This window comes from Bartonella sp. AR 15-3 (assembly GCF_002022445.1).
GTDB lineage: Bacteria > Pseudomonadota > Alphaproteobacteria > Rhizobiales > Rhizobiaceae > Bartonella.
Window position 1 is genome coordinate 720,064 of sequence record NZ_MUYE01000001.1, and the last position, 25,183, is coordinate 745,246.

Here is a 25,183-nt window from a genome sequence, read left to right on the forward strand (position 1 = left end):
TTTATTTGATTTAAATATATAACTTAAAATAAAAAATTAATAATATAGTTACTAAAAATATCTTTACTACTTAAAGTACAATACTTGAAAATATAGAAGTCTTATGGCTTTTAAAAGTTTAAAATATAAAATACATATTCTATTGTGCTAGGGTTTCTTTAACTGCTAATGCTAACTGCTTAAGTGTAAATGGTTTAGATAAGAACCCAAAAATAGCATCTTCTGGAAGATTTTTAGTAAAAGCATCTTTTGTATATCCAGAAACAAAAATGATTTTTATATTAGGATAATTTTTACGTGCTTCTATGAGTAAAGTAGGTCCATCCATCTCTGGCATAACTACATCAGATACAATAATATCAACAATACCTCTGCTTTTTTCAAGTATGGCAAGTGCTTCTACCCCACTTGTAGCCTCTAAAACCGTATAACCTCTCATTTGGAGAGCTCTTACACTACTCATTCTTACAGAATCTTCATCTTCAACTAATAAAACAGTAGCAGAACCTGTTAGATCTGTATTCTTTTCCTGTTCTTCTACTTTTTCAATCTGTTGAGGAATCTCTCTACTCACAGGAATATAACGTGGTAGAAAAATATGAAATGTTGTGCCTTCTCCTTCTTGACTATCACAGTAAATATATCCCCCTGTCTGTTTGACAATACCGTAAACCATTGATAAGCCAAGTCCTGTGCCTTTACCAACTTCTTTTGTTGTAAAAAATGGTTCAAACATTTTTTCTTGTATAACAGCAGATATACCAGTTCCTGTATCTGAAATACTTAACTGTACATATTCACCAACAACAAAGCCAGCATAATTAAATTCTGCACTTTGCTGCTTTGTAATATTATTTGTCGCAATTGTTACTATTCCTCCATCGAGCATAGCATCACGCGCATTGATAACTAAATTCATAATAACACGTTGAAAAGATGGTTGGTCAATTTTAACGTTCCACAGATCTTTTCCATGAATGATTTTTAATTGAATATTATTCCCTAAAAGAGGTAAAATAAGATTACGTATATCTGATAAAAGCTCTGTAAAATCAATTTTTTCAAGTCGAAGCGTTTGCTTTCTGGAGAAAGCTAATAACTGTTGTACAAGTGCAGCTGCACGATTAGCATTGTTTTTGATGTTAATAAGATCAGCATGTGCTGGATCAGAACTGCGATGTGTATTTAAAAGAAAATCACATGACATTAAGATTGCTGTTAAAACATTATTAAAATCATGAGCAATACCACCAGCTAACTGTCCCACGGCTTGCATTTTTTGGCTTTGTATCATTTTATCTTCAAGCATTTTTTGTTCTGTTATTTCTATTCCAGATACAATCACTAAATCTTGTAATGCATTATCGTGATCTAATGTTATAAGCATTGTATAAAGACGCAAATAGCGTTTTTGATTACCTTCTAATACTGTTTCTATTGGAGCTGAATAGTTTTTATTCGTTGTAATCTGCTGAAATACGCGCTCTAACTGGACATGATCACAGGGAGATATAATATCATAAAAACTAACAGCTTTACTAGATTTTCCCGTGAGTAATAAAAAGGCATTATTGACATATATAAATTGTCCTTTTTGAGTAACGATTGCTATCGCAAAAGGGCTCGCATTAAAATACTCGATCAATATGCTTGGTAATTTTGATTGACTATTATTTTCGTTCTTTTTTATTTTCTGTGGTATCATAATAATGCGATAAATAGCCTCATCCTCTACAAGAGAAGAAGCATACATAAAACAATTGAATATCCTTTTATTACCAGTGTCTGAAATCGAACATAAAGAAAATCTATAGGGTATCGTGCAATTTGAATTTTGATATTTATTATTGTTCCAACAAATATCACTCCATGTGCGATTATTTCCAACTGAATGAAATAATTGATCAAAACTATATTGACCAACAGTAAAATTTGTTAAATCGATTAAAAACCATTTGGCAAAAACGGTGTTCAAATATATAATTATTCCTTGTGCATTCACAGATAAAAATCCAATAGGAGCTTGATCTAAATAACTAATAGCTTCCTGTGAATTTAAGAAAAAAGTTTCATTGTGCTGATGATATTGCTGTAAATGAGAAACATCTGTGATACGCCAAAATAAAAGCTTCTTTCCCCTCTTAACTGTAGTAGGATGAATAGAAATATTGTAGCAAATAGCGTCTTTTTGTTTTGAATTAGTAAAAATTGATCGATCCATTATCAATACTTCTTGAGCTGCAGAACCACTTAATGCTGCCACTTTTAAACGGTATAAAAGTGCGTCAGTGTTTGGAAGATCAGCAATAACTACATAACAAGAAGCTTCAGGCTTATAAGTAAAAATTTTTTGATAATTTTGATTAGAATAATAAACAAAACCAGATAAATCAGAAACTATAATTATATCATCTATCTCATTAAAAATGTTTAAATCTAAATCTTTATGTATTTGCACAGCACTACATCTGAAAATATTCATTCCTAATAAAAAAAGTGCTATAATACCTATTATTGCTAAAACTAAAAGAAATATCAAAGCAGTCTTATAAAAATAGCCTTGCGGATAAAAAAAAGCTATCAATCCAATAATGAGTGAAAAAATTATTGTAAAAATAGTAACTCCAATTATAATTTCCCAACGTACGAAAGTAGACAATAATTTATTAATATTCTCAAAATTTTTATCCATTTTTGCCCCAATTATGACTATTTTTATGTCACAAATTGCCTTTACGGTTTCTATAAATTATTGATATTAAATACTATATTTTATAATGTAATTTTAAAAGTCTAAATTTTTTATAATATTATAAATGAAAAATAATAGGCTCATTATTAAGATTTAAGAGGGATAATATGAAAAGTTTCTTATCAGATTATATAAACGTGCCGATAACACAAGTGGTGATCAACTTTTTTTATCTCATGCTAATAATTGTAGCAATCGCTATAATTATTAAGCTTTTAACTAAGTTAAATAAAATACAATTTAGAACTAACAGGAAGTGTCAACCACGGTTAGCTGTATCTGATACAGTCGCTATTGATCGTACACATCGTCTCGTTTTAATACGCCGAGATAATATAGAACATTTGGTTCTTATAGGTGGATCAACAGCTGTTATTATAGAATCAAATATTGCCAATGTAGAATTAGATATTGTTAGAAAATATACTGCATAAAATATCTCATACAAATAACCAAGAGATAGATAGTCGATACTAATACAGTAGAAATCAATATTTCTTCTATACTTCTAACTCTTAGAAATAAAATCCTTTTCCGTAAATTTTATACTTCTTTATAACTAGTATTTCCTCTCCCTTTATGACTATATTAAAATTTAGATGGTAAGTTTTTTGATTGATGTATCTTCTCCCTAATAGCTGTTTTTAAATCATCACGATAGATTGTTTTTTGTTGTTTGTAGCATTTTCTTGTATTGCCAATGTAAAACTCCAATTAGTCTGATTTCAAAATGCTTTATACTATTAGATCCTCCATTTCTCTTATAAAATCTGTAATTAACATCATCAATACGCTTCAAAGCTGCATCTATTTTACAATAGTTTTTTTCATCGATCGAATACGTAATTCAATTGTATCACTCAAATTATATTCAAAATATGCGTTTAAGCTTTTTATATGTAGAAGTCTTATAAAATGAATGATGACAAATATTATGCTAGTAAAGATGATTATTTCATAAATGAGCAGAAAAAAACACATCTTTATGCTAAATTAACTCTTTGAAAAAATGATATACTAAGAGAAGCAGATGAAAGTTTAGAAAAATTGCAGAAAAGGTTAATCAACCTAATATAACTGATTGTTTATCTTGCGAGGACAGATATACATATATTTTAAATATTGGTATGATTTAGCAAAGATTTTTTATCCTAGAATAAGCTAATCACCAAATTAAAATGTTAAATCTACTAATAACAAATTACCAACATTTGCAAAATATACGCTCACAAAGGTAAAGATAAGGTGTGATAGTTGCGATTAAAATATATTAAAGAATCTTTTTCTTGATTACGCTTTATTGCAACAACTTCACCAATCAAAATATAGTGAGTTGCATGTTCATGATAACAAATTAAATTACAGTCAAACGAGGCTAAAGCATTGGATAAACTCGGAGCACCGGTCTGCAGAACACCCCATTCAGCTGCAGCAAAACGTTCATTTTGTGTGGAACTATAGCGTCCAGAAAAGACATCAGCTAACAAACGATGTTTTCCTGTTAAACTGTTAACACAAAAATTCCCGTTTTCCATAAATAGCTTATTTTCAGTATTACATCGCATTAAACAGACAAGAAGTGTTGGAGGATCGTCTGATAAGGAACAACAAGCTGAAATTGTTACTCCACGCTTCCCCTTAATACCATCTGTTGTTACAATATGCACGGCTCCTGCAAAATGACTCATTGTATCCCGATATTCTTGAGACGAAACAGGAACTATTGATTGAGATTTCGATGTTAAATATATTTTATGCTTAGACATAATTTTTAACTTATACAGCTATTAAAATATTCAAAATATATTTCAATATTTTCTTTTATTATACACTATCACTCTCTTAATATCATATATGAACAATAAAATGTATATTTTATCATTTAAAATTACATGCTAAAAAAGATCAACTAAGGAGATCTTAATGTCCCGTTCCCACCTTATCGCCCCTTCACTCTTAGCTTCTGATTTTTCTAAACTTGGTCAAGAATTATCAGATGTTCTTGATGCTGGTGCAGATTGGATTCATTTTGATATCATGGATGGTCATTTTGTCCCTAATATTAGCTTTGGGCCAGATGTTATTAAAGCTTTACGTCCACAAACGAAAGCAGTATTTGACGTTCATCTTATGATAGCACCTGTAGATCCTTATCTTGAAGCTTTCGCAAAAGCTGGTTCAGATATTATAACCATTCATGCAGAATCAAGTACTCATCTTCATCGTTCATTGCAAATGATCAAAGCAATGGGTAAAAAAGCCGGAATTGCAATAAATCCAAGCACATCAGAACATATACTCGAATACTTGCTGGATCAACTAGATCTCATCCTTATTATGACAGTTAACCCTGGATTTGGTGGGCAAAATTTTATTCCAGATATGGAAAATAAAATCAAAAGAGTAAAAAATATGATTGCCAACCGTCCTATTGATCTTGAAGTTGATGGTGGTATTACAATTGATACAATTGGAAAAACTGCAAAAGCAGGTGCAAATATATTTGTTGCAGGCTCTGCAATTTATAAAAATGGTAACAAAAATCTTTACAAAACACGTATTAGTGCACTGCGCCAAGCTGTAATCCTCTCACAATAAGGAAAAATCATGATCACACGTTATTCTCGTCCTGAAATGGTGGCTATCTGGTCATCAGAAACAAAATATCGTATTTGGTTTGAAATTGAAGCACATGCTTGTGATGCAATGGCTCAGCTTGGTATTATTCCTAAAGAAGCAGCTAAAACCATTTGGGAAAAAGGTGCAATTGCCAAATTTAACGTGAATCGTGTTAATGAAATTGAGACAATTACTAAGCATGATGTAATAGCATTCTTAACTCATTTGGCCGAGTTTATTGGACCAGAATCTCGTTTTATTCATCAGGGCATGACATCGTCAGATATATTAGATACAACGCTCAATATCCAATTGATGCGCGCTACTGATATTCTTCTACAAGATATAGACCATCTTCTTGCAACATTGAAAAAACGTGCCTTTGAACATAAAGAAACAATTACTATTGGACGTAGTCATGGTATTCATGCTGAGCCGACAACATTTGGGATCAAATTGGCTTTTGCATACGCTGAATTTGCTCGTTGTCATAAACGTTTACTCGCTGCACGAGAAGAAATTTCTACCTGTGCTATCTCTGGAGCTGTTGGAACTTTCGCTAATATTGATCCACGTGTTGAAAAATATGTGGCAAAAGCATTAGGTATGCATATTGAAACTATTTCCACTCAGGTTATACCACGTGATCGTCACGCTATGTTTTTTGCAACACTTGGTATTATCGCTTCATCTATTGAAAGATTAGCCATAGAAATACGCCATTTGCAACGAACAGAAGTTCTTGAAGTAGAAGAATATTTTTTCTCTGGTCAAAAAGGCTCATCAGCAATGCCTCATAAACGTAATCCGGTTTTAACAGAAAATTTAACTGGATTAGCCCGTATGGTACGCGCGTTTGTAGTACCTGCAATGGAAAATGTAGCACTTTGGCACGAACGTGATATTTCTCACTCATCTGTTGAACGTTATATTGGCCCTGATGCTACTATTACACTTGATTTCGCTCTTGCCCGATTAACATCTGTAATTGAAAACTTAATCATTTATCCAGAAAATATGAAAAAAAATCTCAACAAATTTTGTGGCCTTATTTATTCACAGCGTGTACTTTTAGCACTTACACAAGCTGGTATTAGCCGTGAAGATGCGTATCAGATTGTACAACGCAATGCAATGAAAGCTTGGGAACAAGGGAAAGATTTTTTAGAAGAATTGCTAAGAGATAAAGATGTTCTAAAAATCTTAAGTGAAGCAGAACTTCGTGAAAAATTTGATCTTTCTTATCACACTAAACATGTTGATAGAATTTTTAAACGGGTTTTTGGATAAAAAAGTTCATGAAAGCAAATCAACTGGATATTCTTATTATCCCCGGCTATAAAGGCTCTGGCCCTGATCATTGGCAAACACGTTGGGAACAAAAATTATCTACAGCTCGCCGTGTACAACAAAACCAATGGTCAAAACCTGTCCGCGAAGAGTGGGTTAATGCGGTTGAAGCTGCTATCGAACAAGCTAATAAACCTATCGCTATTATAGCTCATTCATTGGGAATTCCAACAGCTATTCACGCAATTGCACATAATCCGGAAAAAATTCGTGGTGCTTTCTTTGTTGCCCCACCGGATATAGAGAATGAAAAGATACATCCCAAACATTTGATAACATTTGCTCCATATCATCGTAAAAGTTTACCTTTTCCTTCAGTGGTTGTAGCTAGCCATAACGATGAATTTTGCCAATTTTCAGTAGCAAAAAAACTTGCTCATGACTGGGGTGCACTTTTCGTTGATGCTGGACAGTCTGGTCATATCAATGTAGAATCTGGACATGGACCTTGGCCAGAAGGATTGATAATTCTTTCTCATTTCTTTGCAAAACTCTGAATCCATTATAGCTTTTCTTTCACATACTTTAAATAACAAAAACTGTAATAAATATGATAGCAATCATTGAGAATTCTTGACAATTAGGATAATGTTTTCCTTCGTAGTAATATTTGACACCTCTAAACGAATAGAAAAATATGATGAATCGTCGCCACCGCATTTACGAAGGAAAAGCCAAAATCCTGTATGAAGGGCCTGAGCCGGGAACTTATATTCAATTTTTTAAAGATGATGCAACTGCATTTAATGCAAAAAAGCATGAAATTATCGATGGCAAAGGAGTCTTAAATAACCGTATTTCAGAATATATTTTTACTCAACTTGCTCGTTTAGGAATTCCAACACATTTTATTAAACGTATCAATATGCGCGAACAGCTTATTAAAGCGGTTGAAATTATTCCATTAGAAGTTGTTGTACGTAATATCGCTGCAGGTTCCCTTTCTAAGCGTTTAGGGTTAGAAGAAGGAACAACTCTTCCGCAATCTATCATTGAGTTTTATTATAAAAATGATTCTCTTGATGATCCAATGGTTACAGAAGAACATATCGTTGCTTTTGGATGGGCTGCTCCACAAGAAGTAGAAGATATTATGCAACTTTCATTTCGTATTAATGATGTTCTCTCTGGGCTATTTGCAGGCGTTGGTATCCAGTTGGTTGATTTTAAAGTGGAATTTGGTCGCTTATGGATAGGTGAAACAATGCGTATTGTTCTCGCAGATGAAATTTCACCTGATTCTTCTCGTTTATGGGATATTCAAACAAAAGAAAAACTGGATAAAGATCGTTTTCGGCGTGATATGGGTGGACTTATTGATGCCTATCAAGATATTGCAAGACGTCTTGGTATTATGAATGAAAACGAACCTCCACGGCCTAGTGGTCCAGTTTTAGTTAAATAAAAAGCAAAATGGTGCAATCCGTAAGTTACTTAATAAAAATACTATTCTTCAAAAAAGAGTTACTTAAATAATAGGAAAAAAAATGAAGGCACGTGTCACAGTTACTTTAAAAAGTAGTGTCCTTGATCCACAAGGAGAAGCAATAGTTAATGCTTTAAATAGCTTAGCCTTTACAAATATTCAATCTATTCGCCAAGGAAAAGTTTTTGATATTATCCTTAATGATATGCCTATTGAATCTGCAAAACAAACACTTGAACAAATGTGTGAACAATTGCTTGCGAATACTGTTATTGAAAATTATACAATAGAACTTCTTTAAGTAAACTAATCATGAGAACTGCTATCATTCAATTACCCGGATTAAATCGTGATCAAGACATGATTGCAGCTTTGTATCACATAACAGGTGTTGAGCCATTAAAAATTTGGCAAACAGAAACAACAATTCCAAATGTGGATATGATTGTTATTCCTGGTGGTTTTTCCTATGGTGATTACTTAAGATGTGGCGCTATTGGTGCACGAACACCAGTTTTGCGGGCTGTTTGCGATAAAGCACAACAGGGTATAACAATCATAGGAATATGTAATGGTTTTCAAATTTTGTTAGAAGCAGGATTATTGCCAGGTGCTCTAATGCGTAACGCTTCCTTGAAATTTGTTTGCCGTAAAGTAAAACTTGAAGTAACCAATACTGAAACGAAATTTTCTCGGCTTTATAAAAAAGGACAAATTATCCACTGCCCTGTTGCTCATCATGATGGCAATTACTTTGCTGATAATGATACATTGAAACAAATGGAAGATAATAAGCAGATTGTTTTCCGCTATGCGAAAGGTGAAAACCCTAATGGTTCAGTAAATGATATAGCTGGCATTATTAATAAAGCTGGTAATGTGCTTGGTATGATGCCTCATCCTGAAAACCTTATTGAAGCAGCACACGGCGGTATTGATGGCCGTTTACTTTTTCAAAGTGTTTTAGAATTAGTCTCATGCCCATAAAAAATATTTCTTGGAATTTCTAGATATTTTTGCATTAACTGTCTGTACAAAACAGCCAATAATACGAAAATATATAAAATAAATTTATCAGTTATGTTTCTTCGCCCATCATAATGAAATATATTTTACTCTATATACACAGTGTTGTTGATTTATAAATGAATAAAGCTAATAATCTAGATTACTGCATTTAAAGGCAATAATAAATGTTAATTTTGATTAATTTAACGGAATGAAAACTAATATGACCTTTTGCAATGATATTGCCATTACACCAGAATTAGTTGCAAACCATGGCTTAAAAACCGATGAATATCAACGTATTTTGGAGTTAATTGGTAGAGAACCAACATTTACAGAGCTTGGAATTTTTTCTGCTATGTGGAATGAGCATTGTTCTTATAAGTCATCGAAAAAATGGCTTAAAACCTTACCAACAAAAGGAAAATGTGTCATCCAAGGCCCTGGAGAAAATGCAGGAGTCGTTGACATCGGTAATGGTGAATGCATTGTTTTTAAAATGGAAAGTCATAACCATCCTTCTTACATTGAACCCTATCAAGGTGCTGCAACAGGCATCGGTGGCATTTTACGCGATGTTTTTACGATGGGAGCCCGACCTATTGCGACTATGAATGCATTACGATTTGGCTCTCCCTGCCATCCTCGAACACGCCATCTTGTTTCTGGTGTTGTTTCTGGAATTGGTGGTTATGGTAATGCTTTTGGCGTGCCAACTGTTGGTGGAGAAGTTAATTTTGATAAACGCTACAATGGTAATATCCTTGTTAACGCCTTTGCAGTTGGTATTGCGAAGATAGATTCCATTTTTTATTCCAAAGCACAAGGTGTAGGACTTCCTGTTGTTTACCTTGGTGCTAAAACAGGGCGTGATGGTGTTGGCGGAGCAACAATGGCTTCCACTGAATTTGATAATACAATTGATGAAAAACGTCCAACTGTTCAAGTAGGTGATCCTTTTACTGGAAAATGTCTTCTTGAAGCCTGTTTAGAATTAATGGCATCAGGAGCTGTTATTGCTATTCAAGATATGGGAGCTGCAGGTCTAACCTCTTCTGCGGTGGAAATGGGTGCAAAAGGAGATCTAGGTATAGAACTTAATCTTGATCAAGTGCCTGTTCGTGAAGATAATATGACAGCCTATGAAATGATGCTTTCTGAAAGCCAAGAGCGTATGCTTATGGTGCTTAAACCAGAGCTAGAAAAACAAGCAGAAGAAATTTTTCAAAAATGGGGACTTCATTTCTCTGTTATTGGAAAAACTACTGATGATTTACGTTTTCGTGTGCTACATAAAGGCAAAGAAGTAGCAAATCTCCCAATCAAAGAACTTGGTAATGAAGCACCTATCTATGATCGTCCTTGGATAGAACCCCTTAAAAAATCTGCCTTAAAAGTAGAAGAAGTTGAAAAAGTTGATAATCTTGGGAATGTACTTCTTACACTTTTGAATTCTACCAATCAAAGCTCACGGCGCTGGGTTTATGAACAATATGATACCTTGATCCAAGGGAACACTCTTGTTAGACCAGGTGGTGACGCAGGTGTTATCCGTGTAAGCAATAATGATAAACGTGCTCTTGCTTTTTCTACCGATGTAACACCTCGTTATTGTGATGCTGATCCTTATGAAGGAGGGAAACAAGCCGTTGCAGAATGCTGGCGTAATATAAGCACCACAGGTGCAACACCACTCGCTGCCACAGATAATCTTAATTTTGGGAATCCCGAAAAGCCTGAAATTATGGGGCAACTTGTTTTAGCTATCAAAGGGATAAGTGAAGCTTGCAAAATACTCGACTTTCCAATCGTTTCAGGAAATGTCTCCCTTTACAATGAAAGTAATGGAGAAGCAATTCTTCCTACACCTACAATAGCGGGTGTTGGCCTCCTTGATGATTGGTCAAAAATGGCTACGGTCAATGGTATGCACAATGGAGATATTATTGTTTTAGTTGGCTCCTGCGGTTCATATCTAGGACAATCGATCTATATGCATAACATCTTAAATATTGTAGCAGGCGCTCCACCTTATGTAGATTTACACCTTGAAAAAAAACATGGCCAATTTGTTCGCAATGTCATTCATCGCGGTTTTGTTCATGCTGCTCATGATATTTCTGATGGAGGCTTAGCCATTGCTCTTGCAGAAATGGTAATTAAAGCAAATAAAGGAATCAAAGTAGAATTAACTAATAAATCACCACATCATGCTGAACTTTTTGGTGAAGACCAAGGGCGTTACCTTTTAGCCATTAAGCCTAATACATTAGATAATCTTAAAATGCTTGCGCAAACAAACGCAATTCCCTTAATAGAGCTTGGTATAGTTGAAGGTAACACGCTTGATATAAAAAATGTATTAACACTTTCAATAACTGAGCTTACACAGGCTTATGAAAATTGGTTTCCAAAATTTATGGATAAAAGTAAATAAATCAAGGAGAATTTCCATGGCAATGAGTGCAAATGAAATTGAAATCCTTATTCGTGAAAGCATTCCCGATGCAAAAATAACAATTCGTGATCTTGCTGGAGATGGCGAACATTACGCAGCTGAAATTATTTCAGAAAATTTTCGAGGAAAAAGCCGTGTTCAACAGCACAAAATGGTCTATGATGCTCTTAAAGGAAATATGGGAAACGTTCTCCATGCTTTAGCTCTCCAAACAAGTATTCCTAAATAATTTCAAAATTTTCTCTTGCATTCATTCTGTTAATACGGTTAAAAATGCTATTAGTATAATGTGTGGTTATCAAAATCGGCGATATTGAGGAATAATAATGACTGCTGTTCATGATTTTATTGATAATGAAATTAAAACAAACAAAGTCGTTTTATTCATGAAAGGGACGCCTAATTCTCCTCAATGTGGATTTTCTGGACAAGTTGTTCAAATTCTTGACTATTTAGGAGTAAATTATAAAGGAATTAATATTTTAACTTCTAACGAATTACGTCAAGGAATAAAAGATTATTCAAATTGGCCAACAATTCCACAACTCTATATTAAGGGTGAATTTATTGGTGGTTGTGATATTGTCAAGGAAATGTTTCAAAACAATGAGTTGCAGGAATTGTTGAAAGAAAAAAGTATAATCTTTACCAAATCATAAATACCTCTAATTATTTAAATTCTTATTAGGTATTGTTCAGTCGAAATTCTTATTTTAAGGATACATATGTCATATTCTGCCGACGAACAAAAGCACATAGATGCAATTAAAAAAAAAATTGGATATAAAGAATTTGTTATCCTCATTGCAGCACTTATGGCAATCAATTCGATAGCAATTGATATTATGCTACCAGCTATGCCTGATATTTTAAACAGCTTGCATGCTACTAATGAAAATGATCAGCATTATATCATCTCTTGTTATCTAATCAGCTATGGTGCTACGCAAATATTTTTTGGCCCAATAAGTGACCGTTATGGACGGCATAAACTTATTCTTATTGGTCTTGCTTGCTATTCATGTGCAGCAATCGCATGTATATTTGCATCAAGTCTTCCTATATTTCTTATTCTGCGTGTCTTGCAAGGTATTGGAGGAGCAGTTATGCGTGTGCTCACAATGTCCATTGTACGCGATCTCTACAATGGTCGAAAAATGGCAGAAGTTATGTCCATAGTCATGATGATTTTTCTTCTTGCAGCAATGATTGGACCAGCAATAGGACAAATTATTTTGTTATTTGGACAATGGCAATTAATTTTTATATTCATGGCAATTGTTGGTTTTGGATTAATGATTTGGATTCAAGTGCGTCTGCCTGAAACCATTTATATAGCACGATCTCTTTCTTTTTCTTCTCTAAAAAATAACTTATGGCTTATCATTACCAATCGTTCAACGCTTTGTTATACACTTGCAACTTCTATTATTTTAGGCTGTATTTTTGCTGCTATTAATACATCGCAACAAACTTATGAAGGAATCTATAATTTAGGCATTTGGTTTCCTGTCGCTTTTGCTCTTGGTGCGGGCTTCCAAGCTATATCATCTTTTCTCAATTCTCGTCTTGTTGGAAGCTTTGGAATGCGACGTATTTCTCATACAATGCTGTTACTGTTTTCTACTATTTCATGCATTTGGTTTGTTGGATCAGTTTTAACAGGCGGCTTTGTATCTTTTCCGTTTTTTATGCTATTATATTCCATACTGATGTTTGCATGTGGCGGCATTATGGCTAATTTTAATACACTCGCCCTTGAACCTTTAGGAAAAATCGCTGGAACTGCATCTTCTGTATCCGGTTTTCTTCAAACGTCCATCGGTGCAAGTCTTGGCTTTTTCATAGCACAATACTTCGATGAAACAACAATTCCTAATTCAGCCGGATTTTTCTTTCTTAGTCTCATAGCTATTCTTCTTGTCTTGTGGGCTGAGCATGGACGTTTTTTTATAAAACATAATTCTGAATCAATCTAGCAATAAGACGGAGCTTGTTCCTACAATAAAATTCTCAATGTTTTTATGAGACTTATATAAACAGGCAATCAAAATACTTACGTTATCTTAACCGGAAAATTTACCTGATTTTGGAAATCCCTTTGGAACCAAACGTCCTGCTCCTGCACGCGTTCCCATCCACTCAACGAGTTCATCAGCCCGGCGATTAAAACTGCGCTCAGCTGTATCTTGCCAACTTAAGCCTTCTGATAAAGTAAAAGTTTTAACATCAACAACAACGCTATCTTTATAACGCTGTAAACGAACACCCTTCCCACGACTCATTTCTGGTATTTGTTCGATAGAAAAAATAAGCATTTTTCGGTTTTCTCCAACTATTGCAATGTAATCGCCTTCTACCGGAATGCAAAGTTTTAAACTATCAGGAGATTTAACATTCATCACTTGCTTTCCTTTTCGTGTATTGGCAATAATATCGCTTTCAGAAACAATAAAACCATTGCCATAGGATGAAATTAAAAGTCTTTTTCTTTGCGTATTATGTACAAACGCTGTGAGAATATTATGCTCATTATCCATATCTACTAAAATACGAATTGGTTCACCATGCCCTCTCCCTCCAGGTAAAATATTTGCACTAATAGTAAAAAATTTTCCACCAGTACTTATCACTATAATTTTATCTGTGGTAAATGCTGAAAATGCTAGTTTCAAACAATCACCTTCTTTAAAAGAAAGTGTTTTGTAATCATTCAAATGGCCTTTTAAAGCACGCATCCAACCTTTTTCAGAAATAACAATAGTTACTGGTTCTTTTTCAATCATTGCTTGATGAATATCATTCACATCATGCCTTGGTGCTTCTTCAAATGTTGTCCGCCTTTTCCCCAAAAAAGTTTCAGGACCAAAAATTTTACGAACTCTTGTGATCTCCTCTGCGATGATTTTCCATTGCTTGATATTGGAAGCCAATAAATTTTGTAATTTTTCTTTTTCAATTTTAAGAGATTCAAATTCTTTACGAATCTGAAATTCTTCAAGTTTACGTAAAGAACGCAACCGCATATTTAAAATAGATTCAGCTTGATTTTCCGTTAATTTAAAGCGCAATATCAATTCTTTTTTAGGCTCATCACTTTCACGAATGATTTGAAGCACCTCATCGAGATTTAAATATGCAATAAGATACCCCTGCAAAATTTCTAATCTACAATCAATTTCATTCAGTCGATAATCTGAACGACGAATAAGCACCTCTTTACGATGCTGAAGCCACTGTTGCAAGCTTTCACGTAGAGAAAGAAGATTAGGTACTTTCCCTAAAGTCAGTACATTGAGATTAAGAGGAAATCTTACTTCAAAATCAGTTAACTTAAAAAGTGACTCCATCAATAATTCAGGATCAATTGTGCGATTTTTAGGAACAAGCACAATCCGAATATCTTCTGCCGATTCATCATGAATATCTTCAAGCATCGGTAATCGCCGCGCAAGTAATAATTCTGCTGTTTTTTCAATAAGGCGTGATTTTTGTATTTGATATGGAATTTCTGTAACAACAATCACATAAGAACCCCGATTGCCCTCCTCTTGATGCCAACGTGAACGTAATCGAAATAATCCACGTCCTGTACGATAAGAATCCTCAATGCTTTTTTTGGGCTCAACCAAAATACCACCTGTCGGAAAATCAGGTCCAAGTACAAATTGATTTAAATCTTCATGATCTGCATGAGGATTAGCAATCAAATACAACGCGGCATCACAAAGTTCCGCAACGTTATGTGGTGGGATAGAGGTTGCCATACCAACAGCAATACCTGATGAACCATTAGCCAAAAGATTAGGAAATGCTCCTGGTAAAACAACAGGTTCTTTATCTTCTTCATTATAGGTTAAACGAAAATCAATAGCATTTTCATTAATTCCTTCAAGAAGTAATATTGCTACTTCAGTCATGCGTGCTTCCGTATAACGCATCGCTGCAGCATTATCTCCATCAATATTACCGAAATTACCCTGACCATCAATTAATGGATAGCGAACAGAAAAACTTTGAGCTAAACGTACTAACGCGTCATAAATAGATGCATCACCATGAGGATGAAATTTTCCCATTACATCACCCACAATCCGCGCACATTTAGCATAAGGCTGTCCAGGATTAAGCTTTAATAAGCGCATCGCATGAACAATACGCCTATGAACAGGCTTTAGTCCATCACGTACATCAGGCAATGCACGATGCGTAATAGTAGACAGTGCATATGCCAAATAGCGCTCTTGCAAAGCAGATCGCAATTCTATTGACTCAATATGCTCCTTATCAAATGATCGAATCATTTCATCAGACATAAATATAAGGTAGCAATTTTAAAAATAAGGAACAAGCCTGCTATAAAAAGAGCTCAAATATGATCTTCTTAATAAGAATAAGAAACTCTTTATTCGAAACTATATGACATAAAATAAACAGTATGATTTTACAAAGTTACTTTTTCACAACCTAATATCATAATATAACCGATAATTCTTCTGATTATATCAGATTACATGTGTCGCATTGTTTTACAACTACATTAAATTGTAAGCTAATAAAAACTGTATCAATTACAATTTGTAATTTATCTAATTTTAGCTAATATAGGAAATCTTTATCCAAAGTTTTATACATAAACAGCATAATCAATTTTCATCAACGATTTTTTACCACTGGAGCAATCCGAATTCCTAAATCACATAACTGCATAGCAGAAACATTGGAAGGAGCGCTCATCAAAAGATCAAGTGCTTGCTGATTCATCGGGAATAAAGAAACCTCACGCAAATTTTTTACACCTTGCAAAAGCATAACAATGCGATCAATACCAGCTGCCATACCACCATGTGGTGGAGCGCCATAATGAAATGCACGATAAAGAGCACCAAAGCGCTCTTCTACCACTTCTTTAGAAAAACCCACAAGCTTAAAAACTTTCAGCATCATTTCCGGTGAATGATTACGGATTCCACCTGATGCAATTTCACAACCATTACAAACAAGATCATACTGAAAAGCTTTAAGAGAAAGAGGATCTTGAAGATCAAGAGCATTTTCTCCCCTTGAGGCATTGAAAAAGGATTATGCGCAAAATCAAGCTTTTTTTCTTCTTCATTCCATTCAAAAAATGGGAAATCAACAATCCAAGCAAAAGAAAAACAATCTCGATCAATCAGTCCTAATTCCTCTCCTATCCGTGTACGTGCTGCACCAGAAAAAGATGCAAATTTCTTTGGATCTCCTGCGACAAAAAAACAAGCATCACCACTTTCAAGTCCAAGTTGCATACGAATAGCTTCAGTTCTTTGTTCACCAATGTTTTTAGCGATAGGACCAGCGCCTTCAAAAATTCCATTTTCTTCACGCCAAAAAATATAACCAAGACCTGGTTGCCCCTCACACTGAGCCCACACATTCATGCGATCACAAAAAGCGCGACTACCACCGTTCTTTGCAGGAATAGCCCAAACACATGCATTCTGATCGCTTGCTAAAATCTGAGAAAAAACTTTAAAGCCAGAATCCTGAAAATGCTTAGAAACATCTTCCATAATAATTGGATTACGCAAATCAGGTTTATCTGAACCATACTTCTGCATTGCTTCATCATATGAAATACGGGGGAAATTTTGCGTCACAGATTTTCCATCTGCAAATTCTTCAAAAATGGAACGTATAATGGGCTCTATCGTTACGAAAATATCTTCCTGCTCAACAAAACTCATTTCAATATCTAATTGGTAAAACTCACCCGGCAAACGATCTGCTCGTGGATCTTCATCTCTAAAACATGGAGCTATTTGAAAATAACGATCAAAACCAGACATCATTAACAATTGCTTATATTGCTGAGGTGCCTGAGGTAATGCATAAAACTGTCCCTGATGAATGCGGCTCGGAACCAAAAAATCACGTGCCCCTTCTGGGGATGACGCTGTTAAAATTGGTGTAGTAAATTCTGTAAAAGCACAATTTTGCATATGCCGCCTTATGGAAGCAATAATTGCAGTACGACGCATTATATTTTTGTGCATGGTTTCTCGACGTAAATCAAGAAAACGATATTTCAATCGAATATCTTCCGGATAATCAGGTTCGCCAAAAACTGGTAAAGGAAGCTCATCAGCTTTTGAAAGAATTTCAACCTCTTTTGCAAAAATTTCAATTTCACCCGTTGGAAGAGCTGTATTAACAACTTCATCAGCACGAGCACGTACTTCTCCATCTACACGAATAACCCATTCAGAACGCACCTTTTCTATAATTCTAAAAGCTGGTGAATTAGGATCAACAACAATTTGTGTGATCCCAAAATGATCTCGTAAATCAATAAAAAGAATTCCACCATGATCACGAACACGATGAACCCATCCAGAAAGACGAACCTGCCTCCCCATATCACATTTACGAAGAGCAGCGCAATTATGACTGCGGTAACGGTGCATATTTTTTCCTTTGGTTGTAATTTATCTTACATACATTACAAACGCTTTTTAACAATCACTTGTCAAGGTATGATTACAAAGACTAGAAAAAAATACAATAAAAGACAAATTTAATCTACTTAGCTATAATGAAATAATGAGACTTATTACAAATACTATAGATCTTGAAATTGCTATTGCCGCTTTGCGCAAGTCTAATTTTGTAACAGTAGACACTGAATTTATACGTGAAACAACCTTCTGGCCTCAGTTATGCCTGATTCAAGTTGCATCGTCAGATGTTACAATACTTATTGATCCAATGGCGCAAGATATTAATTTACAACCATTTTTTGATCTAATGATCGATAAAAAAATTGTCAAAGTTTTTCATGCTGCGCGCCAAGATATCGAAATTATTTATCATCTTGGAGGAGTTATTCCTTCTCCCCTCTTTGATACACAAGTAGCAGGATCAATCTGTGGATTTGGTGATTCTATTTCCTATGATCAAATTGTACAACGTTGCACTGGGCATCATCTTGATAAATCATCTCGTTTTACAGATTGGAGCTGTCGCCCCCTTTCTGAAAAGCAACTGCTCTATGCACTCGCTGATGTTACTTATCTAAGAGAGGTCTATCTTGTATTAAAAAAACAATTAGAGGAAAAAAAACGTACCCATTGGATGAATGATGAAATGGCAATCCTCTTAACACCGACAACCTATGATATACCAGAAAATGAAGCGTGGAAAAAAATAAAGGGAAAAATTACAAAAAAACGTGAACTTGCTGTGTTGCAAAAAATAGCAGCTTGGCGTGAGCGTGAAGCACACAAATATAATACCCCTCGCCGCCATATAATGAAAGATGAATGTCTTATTGAAATCGCAATCCAACAACCAAAGAATGAAGCTGCTCTAAAGCGCTTACGTAGCATTAACAAAAGCTGGAATGACCCACCAGCTATGCGTACATTAATTAAAGCCATACATCAAGGCTTAAAAGTCGATCTTGCTACTTTACCTACCCTTCCCAAGCATAGTACTATTGATGAGAAAACAGCTGTTACAATCGATCTTCTTAAAGTATTATTAAAGCTTGTTGCAAATGAAAATAATATTACACCTAAAATTATTGCAACCTCTAGTGATTTAGAAAAACTTTCTAATGGCAATATAATGCATAATATTTCTGCTATGAATGGTTGGCGTTATGAAATTTTTGGTAAAAAAGCAGAACAAATGCTAAAAGGTCAAATAGCATTTTATTATAACAATGGAGAAGTAACGATCAAAAAACTTTAATTTACAAATATGAAAATATTATAATATACACTTTGATGTTCTGTCTTGCAAAAGAATTAAAAAACTTCAAAAGCTAAGGAAAATTGAGTTATTTTTGATAATTGCTGCAAACGTTTATAAGGCCGTTCACCTATTAAATTCGCATAGCGTACTGGGACATGCAATGTAATATTATTATTTTGCTTCTTTTGCCATGATAAATTAGGTAAAATCCCTGCAGTGGAAGCACTAAAAAGATTAGCAATACGCATAATTCCGCCAAGGATTCTTGCTTTTTCAACAATATCGCTAGTTGCTAATTTGAGAACCTCAGGAGCTTCTTCCTTATCAAGCGATAAACCTGTATTACGGAAAAAAACAGCTAATGCAGCATAAATACGCCCCTTATGTGAAATTCCTGGATAAGATCCTAACGCTATCTGATTGGCTGCTTCATTACCCCGATGATCTGGATGTATACGCCAACCGATATCAGAAAGAAGACAAGCAGCTTTACGATAACGACATGCATTTTCAGTTTCTAAAATTCCAAAGGCCTCAAACGCACCTGTGGTAAAATCAATAAGTTCACTCGCTTGCTTTGGTGAGCGTGCTCTTAAGATAGCCATTTCTAAGCATGCGGTAATTAATGGATCAGAAATACGATCTTCTCGCGGTAATTTCGAATAAAGAAAACCTTCACGAACTCCTGCTCCAGAAAAAACTATTCTTTTAAAATTTATGAATTGAATCAATTCAATAAGAACAATTGCTCCATATGCTAAAAGTTGACGACGATTTTTGGGAATAACTGAAATTTCTTTGATTTTATCAATACCACCATTGATAACAAGAAGCAAGAATTCCTTCATCTCCTGTACATCAACCTCGTAGCCATGCATAACAGGTAATCGATAATTTTTGATTAGCATATATAGTTTTGCAAGATTACGCCAAGTTCCTCCTACCGCATAAAAACAACGATCTATATCTTTATGTATAACAATAGAAGATTTACAAAGGTGCTCATGAACAATTTTTTTTGCCAAAACAAAATCATTATTTGACATATATTGTAGTCGTAAACTGCCTAATGGCAATGTTATCCCTTCGCCTACATTGGAATCATGAATATCAATAAGTTCAAGACTTCCACCACCAAGATCACCAGAAATACCATTTGGCCGATAAAAAGTAGAAATAACTCCGTAAGCTGAATAAATGGCTTCTTCGCTTCCCGAAAGAACATATATTTTATTTTGTAAAATACTTTCAGCGCTTTGAATAAACGCCAATCCATTTTTTGCTTCTCGTACTGCTGCTGTTGCCAAAGTATAGATCGCATCTGCACCCACCTGTTGGCAAACAGCATAAAATCGTTTCAGTGTTCGCAGCGCCATCTCAATTGATTTTTCTTCCAAAATTCCAGTCTTTGCAACACCTTGACCAAGAGCACAAAAAACTTTTTCATTAAATAAAACTGCTGGTGAACGTACAAGGCCTTCATAAATAACAAGTCGAACAGAATTCGAACCAATATCGATAACTGCGATGGGTTTATACCCTTTCAGCCGACTTTGAATATTTATATATGTCATTGGATATTTCAGTCTTTACGTGTTTTCATCTGCTGCTGGAACAATTCAATCAAATGTGAAGTAGGAGCCTGAAAAAAATTTTCATACTCAAAAAAAAGCACATTGGTCATAAAATATTCCTGCGCGTTAAACAGCTTTTCATCTTTTTGCGGGGTTCTACGTCTTGATGTTCCATCGGCCAATATATCAAAGCTTTGTTGGTTATCAATAATATTGGCCAACATAATTTGTGAAAGAACTTGTTGATGAACTATTTTATTTAAAACTGGAACCAATATTTCAACACGATGATCAAGATTACGAGGCATCATATCAGCTGATCCCAAATAAACAATAGCATTTTTATTTGGCAAATTCTCACCATTAGCAAAACAGAAAATGCGACTATGCTCAAGGAATCGGCCTACAATCGATTTCACACGAATATTATCTGAAATACCTAAAATACCAGGACGTAAACAACATATACCACGTACAATCAGATCAATCTGTACTCCCATTTGACTAGCGCGGTATAAAGCATCAATTATTTCAGGATCAACCAATGAATTTACCTTCATCCAAATAGCTGCTACTCGCCCTTGTTGTGCATTAGTCATTTCCTCTTTGATATGTTCAAGAATACGACTACGCAATGTTAATGGTGAAAAAGCTATTTTCATTGATTCATTTGGCTGCGCATATTCAGTAAGATAATTAAAAAGCAGTCCAACATCATGACCAATATCATCATCGGTTGTAAAAAAGGAAAGATCCGTATACATTTTAGCGGTGATTGGATGATAATTCCCAGTTCCAAGATGAACATAAAAACGACGACAGTTCTCTTCTTGTCTTATCACCAAAGACATCTTAGCATGTGTTTTTAATTCAATAAAACCAAAAACCACTTGAACTCCTGCACATTCAAGATCACGTGCCCAACGAATATTAGCCTCTTCATCAAAACGCGCTTTTAATTCTACCAAAGCTGTCACCGACTTACCTCGTTCAGCAGCATTAATAAGAGCGCTAACAATCGGACTATCATTTGATGTGCGATAAAGAGTTTGCTTGATTTCAATCACATTAGGGTCATCAGCAGCTTGACGTAAAAATTGTATAACAACATCAAATGTTTCGTAAGGATGGTGAATAATAATATCTCTTTCACGAATAGCTGCAAAACAATCACTACCATGCTCACGAATACATTCGGGAACACGAGAACTATGAGGAATAAATTTTAAATCATTGCGCGAAATAGAAACAATTTCTGAAATCATATTCAGTGCTAATAAACCATTGATAACACTCACACAATTACTAGGCACTCTAAGTGCACGCGTTATCAATTGCCGTAAATTCTCAGGCATTTTCATATTAAATTCAATTCGAATAACTTCTCCACGACGACGTTTTTTCAGTGCAGTTTCAAAAAAAAGCACAAGATCTTCTGCTTCTTCTTCTACTTCAATATCGCTATCGCGGATAATTCTAAATGTTCCCGCCCCATTATTGTCATAACCAGGAAATAAACGATCAACAAAAAGGCAAACAAGATCTTCAAATGAAATAAAACGAAAATTATTTCCCTCTTGAGGAAGAAGAATAAAACGTCTCAAAGTATTAGGCACAGGTAACAACACCATTATAGGATGTTGATCAACGCGCCGTAATAATTGAAACGCAATAGAAAGAGCTAAATTAGGAACAAAGGGAAAAGGATGTTTAGAATCAATAAAAGAAGGTGTTAAAACAGGAAAAATTTCTTTAAAAAAATACCTTTCAAGCCATAATTTTTCAACTTCTGAAAGCTTTTCAGAACAAATAATTTCAATATTATTCTGTTTTAATTCATAACATAAGGTACGTAATTCTTGTTGCTGATTAGCTTGCAAATATGCAATCTCAGTTAATATAAAATCAAGTTGTTCCTGCGGTGTACGCCCATCTGCACTACGTTCTATAATTCCAGCACGAATTTGAGCAATAAGGCCAGCAACACGAACCATAAAGAACTCATCAAGATTAGTTGCTGAAATCGAAAGAAATTGTACCCGTTCCAATAAAGGATTTTTCGAATTTGCAGATTCCATTAAAACACGATTATTAAATTGTAACCATGAAAATTCACGATTAACAAATCGCGCTGGATTATCCAACGTTATATCCTGCATAGTAATTTGATCTGCCAGCGTTTGTTTCATATATTCAATTAAGCAGCTTTATATTTATAAAAAACTTTACAAAATAAAAATCCTGCTCTTATGGAAATAAAATTTTATCTATTTTTTATCAAATTTTGTAAACTACAAAAATTTCAAAAAGTTTTAGCTCAACCATAATACATAATATTATAATATAATGGCTAACTCTCCCCATACAACTATTAAATACTTTAAAATAATTGAATCTATCTCCATTTATAAATTATCTGAAAAAGGACCTTGCATTATAGTATATCGTATTACAAATTAATAATAAAATACATGATTTAAATCATACTTTATTAGGATAATTTATCTGGAGTTTATGCATTATGGCTGATTACAATATTCCGTATTTCCAAAATGATAATGGATACAAAATAATCGAAATTGGTGTAAAAGAATTTATGTGTATAGGTGCCACACAACCATTCGACCATCCTCATATTTTTATTGAAATGGGAGCAGCTGATGAAAAAATTTGCCCCTATTGTTCAACTCTTTATCGCTATAATCATACATTAGCATATAATCAGACAAATCCTACAGGATGCATATATCATCACAACGATTCTCTGTTTCTTTGATATGAAACAACTGAAAGATCAATCTCCAATTATCATTGGAGGAGGTATCGCAGGGCTAAGCTCTGCTTTAGCGCTTGCTCATAAAGGAATCGCAAGTATTATTATTGAAAAGCGTACGCAGCTTGATAGTATTGGCTCTGGTATTCAACTGACTCCAAATGCAACACGTATTCTTGCTCGTTGGGGAGTTCTTAATACACTTATTAAATTAGGTATTAAACCGAATTTCCTTGAATTAAAAGATGGTATATCTTTGAAAACACATTTACGTGCAGATCTTATTGAATTATCTGAAAAACGCTGGAAATCTCCTTATATTACAATTCACCGAGCTGATTTACAGAACGTTTTATACAATGCTGTTATTAAAAATCCTCTTATCAAATACAAAATGGGAGAAAAGGTCGTATCATCTATTCAATCTACAACTGATACTATTAAAATAAAAACAATCACAATAGAAGAAAAAACTGGAATACAACGATATCAATTTTATTCAACGCCACTTCTTATTGGATGTGACGGTGTTTGGTCAACATTACGACAATCTCCCCCTTTTCATGAAAAAGCCAGTTTCAGTAACTTTATCGCGTGGCGAGCAACAAAATCATTTGAAAGTCTCTCTCCAAAATTTTGTTCTTTATTACAAAATATAAAAACAATTACTGGTTGGATGGGACCTAAAAATCACCTTGTCGCCTATCCCATTCAATCAATAAAAACATTCAATTTTGTAGCCATCACTCATGGAGAAAATTCAGGGAGAGGATGGAAAAAAACAGGAAATAAAGAGAAACTTAAATCTCTTTTTAATGATTGGAATCCAGAAATTCTTCAAGTTTTTAATCACATTGATGAGTGGAGCTATTGGCCACTATTTCAAATGAAGCATAATCGCTTTTTGGGTTTACAACGGCAAGTTTTTGTGGGGGATTCTGCGCATGCATTTTTACCCTTTGCAGCACAAGGCGCTTCTATGGCATTAGAGGATGCCGCCACATTAGCAGAAGTACTCTCTCTGAATGATCTCTCACTCGCTGAAGCCACTACATTTTATGAAAAAATACGCAAACCGCGCGTTAAAGCTGTAAAAAAACGCGGAGATTTTAATAGATTTGTCTACCACGCAACTGGACCTATAGCAATTGCTCGTAATTTCTATATGAAAATTCATACAGCAGAAAATATTATGTCCCGTCTTGATTGGCTATATACTTATGATGCAATGAATCAAACAAAGAATAATATTTAAAAAGATGTAGTAAAAAGTTTATAAAAGTTACAGCTAGATCACTTTAAGCTAAAAAAGTTGTAATTTATTTTCATAGTAAATTTAAAAAGCTTTTGAAAACAATGACAAAATTTGTAGAAAAAATAGAGTGTTTATTTTGCAAATATAAATTTTTAAATACTAGTCTATTTTAATATTTTAAACTAATCAAAAATGTAATTTTCGAAATAGCAAATGAACAATTGTTATACT

Annotated in this window: 19 protein-coding genes and 1 pseudogene; 14 read left to right on the forward strand and 6 right to left on the reverse strand. The window is 34.3% G+C overall.

All coding sequences use genetic code 11. From position 1 onward, the window contains the following. Positions 1 to 139 precede the first annotated feature (139 nt). Positions 140 to 2,692: a response regulator gene (locus tag BAR153v2_RS03305; RefSeq protein WP_078680303.1), complete on the reverse strand. Its 2,553-nt coding sequence runs from the start codon at positions 2,690 to 2,692 to the stop codon at positions 140 to 142. A 167-nt stretch (positions 2,693 to 2,859) separates the two neighbouring features. Between BAR153v2_RS03305 and BAR153v2_RS03310 the strand changes: the two genes are divergently transcribed. Beyond that, positions 2,860 to 3,186 (forward strand): flagellar biosynthetic protein FliO, encoded by a 327-nt coding sequence (locus tag BAR153v2_RS03310; protein ID WP_078680304.1) that lies wholly within the window; start codon positions 2,860 to 2,862, stop codon positions 3,184 to 3,186. 792 nt (positions 3,187 to 3,978) lie between these two features. Here the strand turns inward: BAR153v2_RS03310 and BAR153v2_RS03315 are convergent. Continuing rightward, positions 3,979 to 4,518, reverse strand: coding sequence for a flavin reductase (locus tag BAR153v2_RS03315; protein ID WP_078680305.1), 540 nt, complete (start codon positions 4,516 to 4,518; stop codon positions 3,979 to 3,981). A 157-nt stretch (positions 4,519 to 4,675) separates the two neighbouring features. Here BAR153v2_RS03315 and rpe point away from each other — a divergent pair, with 157 nt between their 5' ends. The 10 genes from rpe to BAR153v2_RS03365 all read left to right on the forward strand — a co-directional run bounded on the left by rpe (position 4,676) and on the right by BAR153v2_RS03365 (position 13,592). After that, the gene (gene rpe / locus BAR153v2_RS03320) at positions 4,676 to 5,350 is read left to right on the forward strand and encodes a ribulose-phosphate 3-epimerase (RefSeq protein WP_078680306.1); all 675 of its coding nucleotides are present in this window, start codon (positions 4,676 to 4,678) and stop codon (positions 5,348 to 5,350) included. A gap of 9 nt (positions 5,351 to 5,359) precedes the next feature. Next, the gene (gene purB / locus BAR153v2_RS03325) at positions 5,360 to 6,661 is read left to right on the forward strand and encodes an adenylosuccinate lyase (RefSeq protein WP_078680307.1); all 1,302 of its coding nucleotides are present in this window, start codon (positions 5,360 to 5,362) and stop codon (positions 6,659 to 6,661) included. 8 nt (positions 6,662 to 6,669) lie between these two features. Next, on the forward strand, positions 6,670 to 7,218 hold the full coding sequence (locus BAR153v2_RS03330; RefSeq protein ID WP_078680308.1) for an alpha/beta hydrolase: 549 nt from the start codon (positions 6,670 to 6,672) through the stop codon (positions 7,216 to 7,218). A 143-nt stretch (positions 7,219 to 7,361) separates the two neighbouring features. Continuing rightward, positions 7,362 to 8,126, forward strand: a complete 765-nt coding sequence (gene purC, locus BAR153v2_RS03335; protein ID WP_078680309.1) for a phosphoribosylaminoimidazolesuccinocarboxamide synthase — start codon at positions 7,362 to 7,364, stop codon at positions 8,124 to 8,126. 82 nt (positions 8,127 to 8,208) lie between these two features. Beyond that, the gene (gene purS / locus BAR153v2_RS03340) at positions 8,209 to 8,448 is read left to right on the forward strand and encodes a phosphoribosylformylglycinamidine synthase subunit PurS (RefSeq protein ID WP_078680310.1); all 240 of its coding nucleotides are present in this window, start codon (positions 8,209 to 8,211) and stop codon (positions 8,446 to 8,448) included. 11 nt (positions 8,449 to 8,459) lie between these two features. Next, entirely contained in the window at positions 8,460 to 9,134 is a 675-nt protein-coding gene (gene purQ, locus BAR153v2_RS03345; protein WP_078680311.1) for a phosphoribosylformylglycinamidine synthase subunit PurQ, read from the forward strand. 244 nt (positions 9,135 to 9,378) lie between these two features. Next, on the forward strand, positions 9,379 to 11,592 hold the full coding sequence (purL, locus tag BAR153v2_RS03350) for a phosphoribosylformylglycinamidine synthase subunit PurL (RefSeq protein ID WP_078680312.1): 2,214 nt from the start codon (positions 9,379 to 9,381) through the stop codon (positions 11,590 to 11,592). A gap of 16 nt (positions 11,593 to 11,608) precedes the next feature. After that, entirely contained in the window at positions 11,609 to 11,842 is a 234-nt protein-coding gene (locus tag BAR153v2_RS03355; RefSeq protein ID WP_078680313.1) for a BolA/IbaG family iron-sulfur metabolism protein, read from the forward strand. 97 nt (positions 11,843 to 11,939) lie between these two features. Then, entirely contained in the window at positions 11,940 to 12,272 is a 333-nt protein-coding gene (gene grxD / locus BAR153v2_RS03360; RefSeq protein WP_078680314.1) for a Grx4 family monothiol glutaredoxin, read from the forward strand. A gap of 66 nt (positions 12,273 to 12,338) precedes the next feature. After that, positions 12,339 to 13,592 carry a multidrug effflux MFS transporter gene (locus BAR153v2_RS03365; RefSeq protein WP_078680315.1) on the forward strand — a complete coding sequence of 418 codons (1,254 nt, stop codon included), beginning with the start codon at positions 12,339 to 12,341 and terminating at the stop codon, positions 13,590 to 13,592. A gap of 87 nt (positions 13,593 to 13,679) precedes the next feature. Here BAR153v2_RS03365 and parC read toward each other — a convergent pair whose 3' ends face one another. Next, entirely contained in the window at positions 13,680 to 15,929 is a 2,250-nt protein-coding gene (gene parC / locus BAR153v2_RS03370; RefSeq protein ID WP_078680316.1) for a DNA topoisomerase IV subunit A, read from the reverse strand. Positions 15,930 to 16,269: 340 nt separating this feature from the next. Beyond that, a pseudogene (aspS, locus tag BAR153v2_RS03375) lies at positions 16,270 to 18,059 on the reverse strand (aspartate--tRNA ligase). 133 nt (positions 18,060 to 18,192) lie between these two features. Between aspS and rnd the strand changes: the two are divergent. Beyond that, positions 18,193 to 19,347 (forward strand): ribonuclease D, encoded by a 1,155-nt coding sequence (rnd, locus tag BAR153v2_RS03380; protein ID WP_078680317.1) that lies wholly within the window; start codon positions 18,193 to 18,195, stop codon positions 19,345 to 19,347. Between the two features lie 56 nt (positions 19,348 to 19,403). Here rnd and BAR153v2_RS03385 read toward each other — a convergent pair whose 3' ends face one another. Then, positions 19,404 to 20,924 carry a Ppx/GppA family phosphatase gene (locus BAR153v2_RS03385; protein WP_078680318.1) on the reverse strand — a complete coding sequence of 507 codons (1,521 nt, stop codon included), beginning with the start codon at positions 20,922 to 20,924 and terminating at the stop codon, positions 19,404 to 19,406. An 8-nt stretch (positions 20,925 to 20,932) separates the two neighbouring features. Beyond that, complete coding sequence (locus BAR153v2_RS03390) at positions 20,933 to 23,113, reverse strand: RNA degradosome polyphosphate kinase (RefSeq protein WP_078680319.1); 2,181 nt, start codon at positions 23,111 to 23,113, stop codon at positions 20,933 to 20,935. Between the two features lie 332 nt (positions 23,114 to 23,445). Here BAR153v2_RS03390 and BAR153v2_RS03395 point away from each other — a divergent pair, with 332 nt between their 5' ends. Both BAR153v2_RS03395 and BAR153v2_RS03400 read left to right on the forward strand, forming a co-directional pair. Continuing rightward, positions 23,446 to 23,700: a zinc-finger domain-containing protein gene (locus BAR153v2_RS03395; RefSeq protein ID WP_078680320.1), complete on the forward strand. Its 255-nt coding sequence runs from the start codon at positions 23,446 to 23,448 to the stop codon at positions 23,698 to 23,700. A 1-nt stretch (position 23,701) separates the two neighbouring features. After that, entirely contained in the window at positions 23,702 to 24,952 is a 1,251-nt protein-coding gene (locus BAR153v2_RS03400) for an FAD-binding protein (protein WP_078680321.1), read from the forward strand. The last annotated feature ends 231 nt before the right edge of the window (positions 24,953 to 25,183 follow it).